Source organism: Rheinheimera tangshanensis (genome assembly GCF_014645135.1).
GTDB lineage: Bacteria > Pseudomonadota > Gammaproteobacteria > Enterobacterales > Alteromonadaceae > Pararheinheimera > Pararheinheimera tangshanensis.
Genome location: NZ_BMLH01000002.1, coordinates 235900 through 249177 on the forward strand (window position 1 = coordinate 235900; position 13278 = coordinate 249177).

The following is a 13278-nucleotide window of genomic DNA, read 5'->3' on the forward strand; positions in this document are numbered from 1 at the left end:
GAAATAGAAAATCCAGGAAATTCAATATGCGTTTAGATAAGTTTATTTGTGATTGCACCGGTCTGACCCGTAGTCAGGCCGGCAAGGTGATACGGCAAAAACTGGTGACAGTCAATGGCGAACTGGCCAAACAGCCAGCCTTGCAACTGAAAACTACTGACAAAGTCTCTTTGGATGGCGAAGAGTTAGAGCTGATTGGGCTGCGTTACATCATGATGCACAAGCCTGCAGGTTATATTTGCTCAACCGACGATCCAGACCACGATACTGTATTTGCCTTAATGGATGAGCCTTTAATGGAGCGTTTGCATACAGTGGGCCGTCTGGATTTGGATACCACAGGTATGGTGCTGATCACAGACGATGGTCAGTGGTCGCATAAAATCAGTTCGCCTAAACATCATTGTGCTAAAACCTATCGTGTCTGGCTGGCCGATCCTGTGCCTGAATCTGCTATAGCACAGTTTGCAGAAGGTATTATGCTGCGTGGTGAAAAAGACTTAACCAAGCCAGCAGAGTTGGTGATTGTCGAGCCACATCAGGCGTTGTTGACCATTAGCGAAGGTCGTTACCATCAGGTCAAACGTATGTTTGCTGCTATCGGCAATAAAGTAGAGAAGCTGCACCGAGAACAAATCGGCGCTCTGCCACTGGACCCGGATTTAGAGGAAGGCGAGTACCGTTATTTAACAGACGAGGAAGTGGCTTTGTTTCGTTAATCTCCAATTCAGCCGTTTAGCCTATACTTCCCGGTAACACGGCAGCAGAAGCATAAAACGGCATAGTCTGTTACAACTTTTAACCTGATGTATGAACACTTCGCCTTGGTCTGCAGCGTGCTGTCCGTTAAACTACGCAGGTCTAATTTCACTTCGTGTTATGGAGTTTGTATGTCAAAAATGAAAATCGCTGTTGCTGCTTTAGCTATTGGTGCTTTGATGTTGTCAGGCTGTTCGGCCACTCATACGGCGATCAGCAAAAGGAATTTGCAAGTTCAGACCAAGATGAGTGACACCATCTTTTTAGACCCTGTTGCAGATGACAAACGTACCGTGTTTATCCAGGTGCGTAATACTTCGGATCAACAAGGTTTATCTATTGAGCCTCAGATCATCGAAGCAGTTCAGGCTAAAGGTTACCGCGTAGTGCGTGACCCTGAGCAAGCTAACTTCTTATTACAGGCTAACGTGTTACAAGCCGGTGAAACTGATTTACGTAGCCAGAATGAACTCTTAGGTGGTGGTTTTGGTGGCGCTTTAGTCGGTGGTGCTATAGGTAACCAGTTTGGTAGTGGTAGTGGTCGTGCCGCAGCAACAGTTGGCGGCGCTTTAATAGGTTTAGCTGCTGATGCGCTGGTAAAAGATGTGCATTACAGCATCATCACTGACCTGCAAATTTCTGAGCGCGCGAAAAAAGGCGTGGTGGTACTAGAAGAAAATAAAGCCAGCTTAAAACAAGGTAACAGTGGCTATAAAAATGTCAGTTCCACTGAAGAGACTGAGTGGAAACGTTACCAGACCCGTATTTTATCGACAGCCAATCAGGTCAATATGGAATACGCCGAAGCTGAACCAGAACTGGTTAAAGGTTTGATGCGCTCAATCTCTGGCATCCTTTAACCCGTCGTTCTTGCAGTCAACGCCGCTGCAATGTTCTAACTATTTTGATTTCCCAGTGGCCACTGTTTTGTAGTCCTCGGTGGCCATTTTTTATGCTCTGCTGTCTTGCAGAGCAGCCTTCAGGCCATAGTCGCATTGCTGCTAGGTTCAAAAATCTTTTTTTATTTTCTTTTTGAAAGTTTTTGCTTGCTCGCCCTGTCTTTGTCCATAGTATCTAGTCACTGATCCAAAAAGGATGGTCCATGAACAAAATTACTTTGTCGCTATTACTGGCGTTGAGCCCGGCTTTGTCTGCAGCTGAACAGGCCACACCGAATCAATTTATCGATGTGTTTGCCAAAATTTTTGGTGAACATAAAGGCGAGCGTAAAGGTCATGCCAAAGGTTTTTGTGCTGTTGGCAGTTTTCAGGCTTTACCTGATGCAAAAAACTTCAGTTCAGTGGCCTGGTTATCAGGTGAAACTGTGCCTGTGACTGCGCGTTTCTCTATGGCGGGTGGTAATCCTAAAGCGCCGGAAAATGCTCGTTCTCCCCGGGGTTTAGGTTTGCAGCTAAAAACCGCCAATGGTCAAATCCAGCATTTTGCTATGTTAACCACACCTGTTTTTGGCGCTAAAGATCCGGAAAACTTTTTAGGCCTGTTGCAAACTCAAATTCCAGACCCGGCCACTGGCAAGCCTGACATGGCTAAAATTCAGGCCTTCCGTGCGGCTCATCCGGATACTCAACCTCAGGCTGAGTATTTAGCGAAAAACTCTCCACCCTGGAGCTACGCTACTACGCCATATTTTGGTATTCACACCTTCTTTATCAAAGACAACAGTGGTGTGGAGCAAAAAGTACGTTGGCAATTTGTACCTAAAGATGGTGTGAAAGGTTTAACTGAAGCTGAAATCAAAGCACCGCCAACAGAGTTTTTGCAACAGCGTCTGGCGGAGCGTTTAGCCAAAGGCCCAACTCAGTGGACCATGCAGCTGGTGCTGGGGGAAGCAGGCGATACCGAAACTGATCCTTCGGTGTTATGGCCTAAAGAGCGTAAAACTCTGGATATAGGCTTATTGTCCATCACAGAGCAAGGTGGCGAAGCCTGCACCGGTGTTAATTTTGACCCCAACGTCTTGAGCAACGGCCTGCGTGCAAGTAGCGACAGGGTGTTACAAATGCGTTCACCTGCCTATGCCATCTCTTTTGGCAAGCGTTTAACCAACCAGTAAGCCTATTCAGTACTAAATTGAATGCACCAGTGGGGTGCATTCGTATGCAGTCTGGTCCTGTGGCCGGAATTTGACTAAGCTGGGTCAAACTCAAAAAACAGGGATCTTCGAATGCTGAATAAATCATTGCTTACGCTGGCGTTAGCCTTAGCTTTAACTGGCTGTGGCAAAGCGCCGGAACAAACCACCAACACCGCTTCCGTTGAAACTCAGGCCGCTGTGACCCAGCTTGCGCAAGCGCCAAATCCCTGGTGGCAGGATGCTGTGTTTTATCAAATCTGGCCTCGCAGTTTTTATGACACCAACGGCGATGGCACTGGTGATTTCAAAGGTATCGAAGCCAAGCTGCCGTACTTACAGGATTTAGGTATTAACGCCATTTGGCTCACGCCTATGTTCGAAGCTCCTTCTTACCATGGTTACGACTTCACCGAATTTTATCAGGTAGAACAAGATTACGGTTCTATGCAGGATTTTGAGCAGTTGGTGCAGGCAGCCAAAGCTAAAAATATTAATATTATCCTCGATTTAGTCATCAACCATATCTCTGACAAACATGAATGGTTCCAGCGTTCAGCCAAAGGCGAAGCCCCTTATAAAGATTATTTTGTCTGGCGCGACGAATTGCCGAGCGATGGCTGGGGACCGGCCTGGAGTACTGAAGTAAAACCTGAAGCGGTTTGGCATTATAACGAAGAGCGCAAGGCCTATTACTATGCTGCTTTTGGTGCCTCACAACCGGATCTGAACTTAAAACACCCTGATGTTATTGCTGAAATGAAGAAAATGGCCAAATTCTGGCTGGACAAAGGGGTCGCGGGTTTCCGTTTAGACGCTGTGCGTTATGTGCAGGAAGATGGCCCACAACAAAGGGCTGATACCCAGGGCACGATCGACTATTGGGTCGACTTTACCCAGTATGTCAAAAGTGTAAAGCCGGACGCTTATCTGGTGGCAGAAGCCTGGGTCGACTTGCCTGTAGCGGCCAAGTACTGGGGCGATGGCAAAGGGCTGGATGCGGGTTTCGATTTTGAATTTGGTTACAAAGTGCTGGAGCTGTTAAATGTCGGCAAACAAAACGCCGAGTTTGGCACTATGCAGCAAAGCGCTTCATCCACAGACAATCTGCTGATGGCGAACCTGCAACAACGCAAAACCACCTCTGCGCCAATGGAGTTTTTCAGCCCTTTCCTGACGAACCATGATCAGCCGCGTTTAAGCTGGCAAATAGGTCAGGATTTTAATAAAGCTAAGCTGGCTGCGGCTTTGCTGTTTAGCTCACCGGGCACAACGTACATCTATTACGGCGAAGAAATTGCGTTGACTCAGGCGTCGGACAAAGAGCACTTACACCGCCGCTCGCCTATGTTCTGGGATAACAGTGCTCAGGCTGGCTTTAGTACGGCCGACAAAGTTTGGGTGCAACGGGATGATTTATTCCCACCTCAGGCCGAAAGCAGCTGGTGGACCCCGTTTTTAGCGGCTCAGCAACAAGGGCCGAACAACGTCGCAGCACAGCAGGCAGATGCTAAGTCGGTCTGGTCTTTGTATAAATTCCTGATCCAGCAAAAGGCCGATCGTGCTGAGTTTGGTATAGCGGGTGATTACAACGCAGAGTTTTTAGCAGAAGGTAAGTTACTGAAAATAGTACGGTCTTTGGGAGACAAACAAAGCCTGATGCTGCTGAACTTGTCGGCTGAGACTCTGGCCGTACCCGCTGATTTAGTACCTGCAGGCATGACAGTGACCTGGCAGGAAGATGAAGCCCCAGAGCTGAATGCACATCAGCTGCAAATCTGGCAAAACTAACTAAAACAGGGGTCAGAACACATAAGTTACGCCTAACTTATGTGTTCTGACCCCAATTTTAAGTCGATATAAAAACTACTGCCTTTGCCCTGAGTACTTTCAAACGACAAAGTGCCGCCGTGTTGTTCAATAATAGATTTACTGATACTCAAGCCTAAACCTGTGCCACCAAAGTTGCGCACGTCTGAGGTGTCCGATTGGCTGAAAGGTCGGAATATTACCGCTTTAAATGCTTCGTCTATACCTGGACCCTGATCGGTGATCGTGATTCGAATCAGTTGCTCCTGCTGCTGTACCTGTAATTGAACTACAGAGTCAGCAAAAGAAAACTTAGCAGCATTGGATAACAAATTTGCCAGCACTTGTATCAGACGGTTGCTGTCTGCCCATACCCACAAGTCTTCAGATACAGGTTCCAATTCTAGACTCACTTTATGCTGCTGAGCATAAGCCGCCATTTGGTTAACGGCACAGCGTAGCAGAGGAGCGAGTTGGACTTTCGTAAACTGAAAACTCATCTGGCCTGCTTCAATTTTTTGCATGTCCAGAATGTCGTTAATCAGCCGGATCAAACGCTGACTATTTTGCTCTGCAAGTTCCAGCATGGCGCGTATTTTAGCGTTGGGTTCGCCCAAAGCATTACCCAAAATTAAGCCCAAAGCGCCGTGGATAGAGGTTAAAGGCGTACGCAGTTCGTGGCTGACGGTAGAAACAAAACGGTTTTTCAGCAAATCCAGCTGTTTACGGGCGCTGATATCCTCGTACACTGCGATACCGAAGGTCAGTTCACCATGTTCGTTGTAGCCGGGCCGCCCCCAGGCCTGCATATGACGACGAACTCCATCCTGTTCGATTTCCATATCGTCTGACTGACAAGTTTCCCCAGCCAAAGCCTTAGCTGCAGGCATTTGCGCGGCTGGGTAAATGTTGTCTGTACCTGCAACAAAAGCCAGAGGCTGTGCCGGTGCCGGCCCCAATAATTCTTCAGCAGCTTTATTGCTGTAATAGGGCTGTTGATCTTTCCCCGTTACCACCACACCCATTGGCAAATCATCTATCCACTGCCGGAACTTGTGTTGAGTAGTGGCCTGTAAAGATTCGGTGTAAGTGATAAAAGTACGGATCACCACAAAAAAAGCGATAAAGTTTACGATCAGATAAGTCGCCCAAGAGGCTGGATCTGCCATATAACGGGTCACGCTGACCGGAATTTGCAGATAACCCAGCATAAACCCCATAGCTGTGCCAATCAGGCTGAATAAGGTGGCTAACGCCAGCGCCATGGCGACTTTGGCGTTGTAAAGCACGTAGCCGACTACACAACTTAACACCAGCCACCAAACGCCGGGAGAAGCAAAACCAAAAGTTAAAGCACCGGGTAAGCCTATCAGCCAAAATACCAGGATCAGCAATACCCCTTTCGGATGCAGCGGCATCTTATGACAGGCAAAAGCCCCTACGACTAAAGCCAAGCCGACTAACGCATGAACGGTATAAACCGGTAGCCAACCGGTATTTAACGAGCGGACAACAGACAGAGGGACACCAATCAGCGCAATCAGGGCAAAGCTACGCCACAACGAGTTAGTAAACTTGTGCCTGATAGCGCTGAGCTGACGCTTTAGCTCAGTTGTGGAAGTGCTTAGGGACTGACTCAAAAATCAGATACTCCGCATAGTTCATTAGCTCACTCTAAACCAGTGGCACAACAAGGTGCAATCTATCCGTGAACCCGAAACTGAAATAAGGCGTAAAGATTAAAAATAAATAACAGAACTGAGGTTGCAACTGGTGCGGAATTCAGGCTACAACTAGATCGTGCCTGTTTTTACAACCGCAGTGTCGAACCAGAGCCACAGGGGAGTTTTCATGCATTATTTTTGTTTGAGTCTGTTGTTGTGCTTTAGCACTGTCAGTCTGGCTGCTGTGCACAAAGCGGATCAGTTTATTGTCGATGGTGTACCCCATGACGTAGATAGTAGCCCACTTGAAAAACTCTATGCTGCTGATGAACTGCGTCTGAAGTTGAAAAACCAGGCACAGTGTGGGTATCAGGGCGTATGGGAACTCAAAGGTCAGCACCTTTTTCTGAACACTTTAAAGCAAGCTGACTGTGAAACCGCAGCCGTCGGCATAGATCCGCAGTTGCTGTTTAGTGAAAAACAGTATCCGCTGAAAGCCCATTGGTTTAGCGGGGCTATCAAAGTGCCGCTGACCGACAAAGACTATAAACATTGCCTGACTGAGGAAGGCTCAGACGAAACCATAGGTTATGCCTATCTGGCTATGGTGTACGAGTTTATTGCTGGTGAGTTAGTCAAACAGTCCGAGCAGATTGTCACTGAAAACTGGCAAAGACCGCGCAGTAACTGCGCTAATGTGCCAACAGCGCGGGTTTGAGCAGACAGATTCAGAAACCAAACATATCTGGTGTACTACCAACATCAGCTTCAAGACTCTGATCCGGCTTACCTGCAAGCCGTGCCGCATCGCGTCTTGCTCTGCGTTGTTCTAATAGTTTCAGAATACGTGAGCGTTCAGCCAAGGGTTTGTTGTGCCAGTTAAAGCGTTCGTCACGCGAGCGCAAACAGCCGAGGCAATAACCTCTGCTGTTGTTTTCGCAAACCCCAATACAAGGATTGGGTAAGTCAAACAGCTCTAATTGATCCATTACACCAACACTGCACCACACTCTGGTTAAGATTCTGGCTTATTCTGCCTAAAATTGCAGCTTTTGTAATTTTTTTACAAAAATCCGCCAAAAGCAAAAATAGTTGTTGACTTAAGATGTGTAGACGGCTATTTCTATAGGCACAAATTTTCGGCACCTAACGTAAAAACACCGCCGAATAGACAAATATAAATTTAACCAATTAAGAGTTAACATTAAAAAATGCGTTTAGCTTCTATTCTGAACATTATTGTGGTCCTCGTAATCGTGGTGATTAGTCACTGCGGGGGCTCGCGTTTGGAATTTTAAGCAGCAAAAAATTCTCAACAAAACCCCCGCACCGAAAGGTCCGGGGGTTTTGTGTTTTAAGGTCCCCGGAAATTTCGAAAAAAGGTTTTGTTGTACTGACAAACAGACGATAGAAAAGGATGGGAAATACAATGAATGGCGCTGAACTGGTAATCAAGCTGCTGGAAATGCGGGGAGTCGAACATATCTTCGGCTATCCGGGCGGAGCTATTATGCCAATCTACGACGCGCTGTATCAGAGCAAAGTCAAACACTACCTGTGCCGTCATGAACAGGGTGGGGCTTTTTCTGCCATAGGTTATGCCCGTAGCTCTGGCAAGGTAGGCGTTTGTATGGCCACCTCTGGACCCGGCGCTACTAACCTGATCACTTCCTTAGCCGACGCTTTATTAGATTCAGTGCCATTAGTCGCCATCACAGGCCAGGTGTCACAAGCCGTGATGGGCACAGATGCTTTTCAGGAAGTAGACGTTTTAGGTTTAAGCCTGGCTGTGACTAAACACAGCTTTATGGTGAAAGATGTGACCGAACTGGAACACACCTTAAACGAAGCCTTTGAATTGGCGATGTCAGGCCGCCCAGGCCCGGTGTTGGTCGATATTCCAAAAGACGTGCAACTGGCCGAAGTGCAGTTTAAACCGCGTTTAGTGGAGGATACCGAAACTTCCCAGCCAGAATTTTTACCAGCAGCAGCTTTAGAACAGGCGCGCTTGTTAATCCAAAACGCCAAAAGACCTATCGCCTACATAGGTGGTGGTGTGCATATGGCCGATGCAGTGGCCGAGCTGCACGGCTTTTTAGCCCAAAGCCAAATGCCTTCGGTCACCACCTTAAAAGCCATGGGTACAGTGCCGCCTTCAAACCCTTATTACCTGGGCATGCTGGGTATGCACGGCACTCAGGCTGCGAATTTGGCGGTGCAGCAATGCGATTTACTGATCTGTTTAGGCGCCCGTTTTGATGATCGTGTGACAGGCAAACTGGCCGCTTTTGCACCAGACGCCAAAGTTATTCATATCGATATAGACCCGGCCGAGCTGCACAAATTACGCCGTGCCGAATGCGCCATGATAGGTGATTTACGCCAGCTGTTGCCTGCGATGTCAGTACCCACTCACTGCCAAGACTGGTTAAAACATTGCGTGAGCATGAAACAGCAACACGGCTGGCGTTATGACCATCCGGGTGAGCGTATCTTCGCGCCTTTAATGCTAAAGCAACTGAGCGAACGTATGCCGGACAACGCCGTCGTATGCTGTGACGTAGGCCAGCATCAAATGTGGGTAGCCCAGCATATGAGCTTCAGCCATCCGCGTAATCATTTAAGCAGTGGTGGTTTGGGCACTATGGGTTTTGGTTTACCAGCGGCCATAGGTGCGCAGTTAGCACGGCCAAAAGATACGGTACTGGCGGTTAGTGGTGACGGTTCTTTTATGATGAATGTGCAGGAACTGGGCACTATCAAGAGGTTCCGTCTGCCGGTGAAGATTGTCATAGTCGACAACCAGCGCTTAGGCATGGTGAAACAATGGCAAGAGCTGTTTTTTAACGAGCGCTACAGCGAAACCGATTTATCCGACAACCCGGATTTTGTCTCTTTAGCTGCTGCTTTTGCCATTCCAGGCCACAGCATCAGCCGTAAAGATGAAGTGTTACCAGCGCTGGAAGCCATGTTTACCTGGCCAGGCCCTTACTTATTACATGTTCGAATAGATGAAACAGACAACGTCTGGCCCTTAGTACCGCCAGGAGCAGCCAATCAGGATATGTTAACGGAGAAAGCACAATGAACCATGTACTAACCATCCAGACTAAAAACCAACCTGTGGTATTAGAGCGGTTATTGCAGGTTACCCGTTACCGTGGCTTTGAAGTGGCAGGCATGGAAATGAAACCACTGGCTGATTTCAGCGGCTTACTGGTGACTTTGTCTATCGTCAGCGACAAACCTATCAGCCTGTTAACTAACCAGTTGAACAAGTTATACGATATCGAGTATCTGGATTGTGTGGAGTCTGAACAAACACAAGCCAAAGCGGGTTCAATGCGGGCTTAAGCCGCTAAACTTAAGACAAATTAATAATTGCTAAGGTCTGGCCCAAATGCAAAGGGCAAGACCTGACCCCAGAAAAGAATAATTGGAGTAATAAATAGATGCCGAAGCTTAGATCCGCTACTACTACTGAAGGCCGCAATATGGCGGGAGCCCGTGCTTTATGGCGTGCCACAGGGGTAAAAGATACCGACTTTGGTAAACCTATTATTGCCGTAGTGAACTCCTTCACCCAGTTTGTGCCCGGCCATGTGCATTTGCGCGATTTAGGCAAACTGGTGGCTGAAGCTATTGAAGAAGCGGGTGGCATCGCCAAAGAATTTAATACCATCGCCATAGACGATGGTATCGCCATGGGCCATGGCGGTATGTTGTACAGCCTGCCGTCACGCGAAATTATCGCCGACTCAGTGGAGTATATGGTGAACGGCCACTGCGCCGACGCTATGGTTTGTATTTCCAACTGCGACAAAATCACTCCAGGCATGTTAATGGCGGCTTTGCGCCTGAATATTCCAGCCATTTTTGTCTCTGGTGGCCCAATGGAAGCAGGCAAAACCAAGCTGTCGGATCAGATCATCAAGCTGGATTTAGTCGACGCTATGGTCTCGGCCGCTAACCCTAATGTAACGGATGCCGACAGCGAAAAAATTGAACGTAGCGCTTGCCCAACCTGTGGTTCCTGCTCTGGTATGTTTACCGCTAACTCGATGAACTGCTTAGTGGAAGCTTTAGGTTTGGGCCAACCGGGCAATGGCTCTATGCTGGCCACCCACAGCGATCGTAAAGCGCTGTTTATCAGTGCTGGTAAACGCATTATGGACCTGACCAACCGCTGGTATAAACAGAACGACGCCAGCGCTTTGCCACGTAATATCGCCAATAAAACTGCCTTCGAAAACGCCATGATGCTGGATATCGCCATGGGCGGTTCCACCAATACAGTGCTGCATTTATTGGCCGCCGCTATTGAAGCCGAAGTCGATTTTGGCATGAGCGACATAGACAGGTTATCGCGCATAGTGCCGCATTTATCCAAAGTGGCGCCGAGTACGCAAAAATACCATATGGAAGACGTACACCGCGCCGGTGGTGTTATTGCCATTCTGGCTGAATTAAACCGCGCTGGCTTATTAAACCCAAATACTCCTCATGTGGCCGGGTCTTCTTTGGGTGATGTGTTAGAACGCTTCGACATTATGACCACTCAGGATCAGGCGGTAAAAGACTTCTACCGCGCTGGCCCTGCCGGTATCCGCACCACTCAGGCCTTTTCGCAGGATTGCCGTTACCCAACGCTGGACGACGACCGCGTTGAAGGTTGTATCCGCAGCAAAGAACATGCTTATTCACAGGACGGTGGTTTGGCTGTGCTGTACGGCAACTTAGCGCCAAACGGCTGTATTGTAAAAACCGCTGGTGTGGAAAAAGAAAACCTGGTGTTTAACGGCCGCGCCCGTATTTTTGAAAGCCAGGACAGTGCGGTAGACGCCATTCTGGCTGGCAAAGTTGTTGCAGGCGACGTAGTGATCATTCGCTACGAAGGGCCAAAAGGCGGCCCAGGCATGCAGGAAATGTTGTATCCAACCAGTTACTTAAAGTCTATGGGCTTAGGCAAAGCTTGTGCGTTGATCACAGACGGCCGTTTCTCTGGTGGTACTTCGGGTTTATCTATAGGTCACGTATCGCCAGAAGCCGCCAGCGGCGGTGCCATAGCGCTGGTGGAAGAAGGCGACGCCATCGCCATTGATATTCCAAACCGCAGCATTGCCATTGGTGTCAGTGATGCCGTCTTAGCAGAACGCCGTGCCGCGATGGAAGCCAAAGGCAAATTAGCCTGGAAACCAGTCGACCGCGTGCGTTCTGTCAGCCCGGCGTTAAAAGCCTACGCCATGCTGGCAAGCAGTGCCGACAAAGGCGCAGTGCGTGATTTGAGTAAATTGGAAAGCCTATGAGTGCCGTGGTACAAGCAATAAAAGATCAAAGCAAAACTGCAGCCGACTGGCAGCGCCCGGCACCAAACCCGGCGCTTATGCAGCAGTATTTACGCGAAATCTTATTGTCGCCTGTGTATCAGGCGGCGATAGAAACCCCGCTGCAGGCTATGCCAAAACTCGGTCAGCGTATTGGTCAGCATGTGCTGTTAAAACGTGAAGATATGCAGCCTGTGTATTCCTTTAAGCTGCGTGGCGCTTTTCATAAACTGCATAAAGTGCGTGAGCAACAGCCTGGTGCTAGCGTGGTGTGCGCATCCGCTGGCAATCATGCGCAGGGTGTGGCTTTATCCGCCAGCAAACTGGGCCTGAACGCTACTATTGTGATGCCTATCACCACACCAGAAATTAAAGTCGCAGCAGTCAAAGCCCTTGGCGGCAAAGTGCTGCTGCACGGTACCGCCTTTGATGAAGCCAATAAGTTTGCCATTGAGTTATCCCAAACTCAGGGCGCCACTTATATTCCACCTTTTGACGATGCTGACGTCATCGCAGGCCAGGGCACAGTCGCAAAAGAGCTATTAAGCCAACATAACAAACTGGACGCTGTCTTTATTCCGGTTGGCGGCGGCGGCTTATTGGCCGGAATGGCGGTGTATATCAAAGCCGTAATGCCGGGCGTAAAAGTAATAGGCGTAGAGCCAGACGATGCCGCCTGCTTAAAAGCCGCGATGGATGCGGGCGAACCTGTCACTTTAGACAGAGTAGGGTTATTTGCCGACGGTGTAGCGGTAAAACGTATAGGCACAGAGAACTTCAAGCTGGCGCATTTATACTGCGACGATGTGATCACAGTCTCCAGCGACGAAATTTGTGCCGCCATCAAAGACATCTTTGATGACTTACGCGCCGTAGCAGAACCTGCTGGTGCTTTGGCTTTAGCTGGCCTGAAAAAGTACGCAGCAACAGCAACTCAAACTCAGAACCTCAGTGCAGTACTCAGTGGCGCTAACCTGAACTTCGACACCTTGCGTTATGTGTCGGAGCGCTGCGAATTAGGCGAGAAAAAAGAAGCGGTGTTTGCCGTCACTATTCCGGAAGAAAAAGGCAGCTTCCGCCGTTTCTGCCAAACCTTAGGCGGCCGCGCCATCACCGAATTTAACTACCGCTACGCCAGCGACAATAAAGCCCATATTTTTGTCGGCATCAAACTACGCCACGGCGCAGAAGAGCTGCAACAGGTCAATCAGGCCTTATCAGCCGCAGGCTACGACTATCAGGATTTATCCGACGACGAACTGGCCAAACTGCACGTACGCCATATGGTCGGCGGCATGCCACCGCGTTTAGTTAAAGAGCAGGTGTACCAATTCAACTTCCCGGAATACCCTGGCGCTTTGATGAACTTCCTTAACACCCTGGGCGAAAAATGGAATATCACTCTGTTTCATTATCGTAATCATGGGGCTGCTACTGGGGATGTATTGGCTGGCTTTGAGATAGCTGATCATGCTGAAATTGCTGAGCATTTGGATACGCTAGGTTATGAGTATCGATTAGTGACTAGCAATGGGGCTTATAAGGTGTTTTTGACAGGTTAAAAATAAGACTTATGGGGAGCTTGATTATCTCCCTTGATAAGTTCATTTTGTCAGCTTGCTTGTTTTAT

At 48.5% G+C, this 13278-nt stretch carries 11 protein-coding genes; 9 read left to right on the forward strand and 2 right to left on the reverse strand.

The genetic code is table 11. The annotated features are described in order from the left end of the window. The first annotated feature begins 26 nt into the window (after positions 1-26). The 4 genes from rsuA (at position 27) to IEW88_RS05650 (ending at position 4642) form a co-directional block, all read left to right on the forward strand. Positions 27-719, forward strand: a complete 693-nt coding sequence (rsuA, locus tag IEW88_RS05635) for a 16S rRNA pseudouridine(516) synthase RsuA (RefSeq protein WP_053423056.1) — start codon at positions 27-29, stop codon at positions 717-719. Positions 720-890: 171 nt separating this feature from the next. Next, positions 891-1619 carry a complement resistance protein TraT gene (locus IEW88_RS05640; protein ID WP_053423060.1) on the forward strand — a complete coding sequence of 243 codons (729 nt, stop codon included), beginning with the start codon at positions 891-893 and terminating at the stop codon, positions 1617-1619. Between the two features lie 242 nt (positions 1620-1861). After that, entirely contained in the window at positions 1862-2833 is a 972-nt protein-coding gene (locus IEW88_RS05645) for a catalase family peroxidase (RefSeq protein ID WP_147903398.1), read from the forward strand. Between the two features lie 111 nt (positions 2834-2944). Further along, positions 2945-4642, forward strand: coding sequence for an alpha-amylase family glycosyl hydrolase (locus IEW88_RS05650; protein ID WP_147903399.1), 1698 nt, complete (start codon positions 2945-2947; stop codon positions 4640-4642). 32 nt (positions 4643-4674) lie between these two features. Here the strand turns inward: IEW88_RS05650 and IEW88_RS05655 are convergent, their stop codons facing one another. Beyond that, entirely contained in the window at positions 4675-6300 is a 1626-nt protein-coding gene (locus tag IEW88_RS05655; RefSeq protein ID WP_147903400.1) for a sensor histidine kinase, read from the reverse strand. A 211-nt stretch (positions 6301-6511) separates the two neighbouring features. On the opposite strand from IEW88_RS05655, the gene IEW88_RS05660 reads away from it, so the two are divergent. Next, positions 6512-7042 (forward strand): hypothetical protein, encoded by a 531-nt coding sequence (locus IEW88_RS05660; protein ID WP_147903401.1) that lies wholly within the window; start codon positions 6512-6514, stop codon positions 7040-7042. 10 nt (positions 7043-7052) lie between these two features. Here the strand turns inward: IEW88_RS05660 and IEW88_RS05665 are convergent, their stop codons facing one another. Further along, complete coding sequence (locus IEW88_RS05665; RefSeq protein ID WP_053423066.1) at positions 7053-7313, reverse strand: DUF1289 domain-containing protein; 261 nt, start codon at positions 7311-7313, stop codon at positions 7053-7055. Positions 7314-7753: 440 nt separating this feature from the next. Between IEW88_RS05665 and ilvG the strand changes: the two genes are divergently transcribed. The 4 genes from ilvG (at position 7754) to ilvA (ending at position 13210) form a co-directional block, all read left to right on the forward strand. After that, positions 7754-9412 (forward strand): acetolactate synthase 2 catalytic subunit, encoded by a 1659-nt coding sequence (gene ilvG / locus IEW88_RS05670; RefSeq protein WP_147903402.1) that lies wholly within the window; start codon positions 7754-7756, stop codon positions 9410-9412. Further along, the gene (gene ilvM, locus IEW88_RS05675; RefSeq protein WP_147903403.1) at positions 9409-9678 is read left to right on the forward strand and encodes an acetolactate synthase 2 small subunit; all 270 of its coding nucleotides are present in this window, start codon (positions 9409-9411) and stop codon (positions 9676-9678) included. The genes ilvG and ilvM overlap by 4 nt, the downstream gene beginning before the upstream one ends. Positions 9679-9776: 98 nt before the next feature. Then, entirely contained in the window at positions 9777-11630 is a 1854-nt protein-coding gene (gene ilvD / locus IEW88_RS05680; protein WP_147903404.1) for a dihydroxy-acid dehydratase, read from the forward strand. A gap of 77 nt (positions 11631-11707) precedes the next feature. After that, a complete protein-coding gene (ilvA, locus tag IEW88_RS05685) occupies positions 11708-13210 on the forward strand; it encodes a threonine ammonia-lyase, biosynthetic (protein ID WP_147903652.1) in 1503 nt (500 codons plus the stop codon). The last annotated feature ends 68 nt before the right edge of the window (positions 13211-13278 follow it).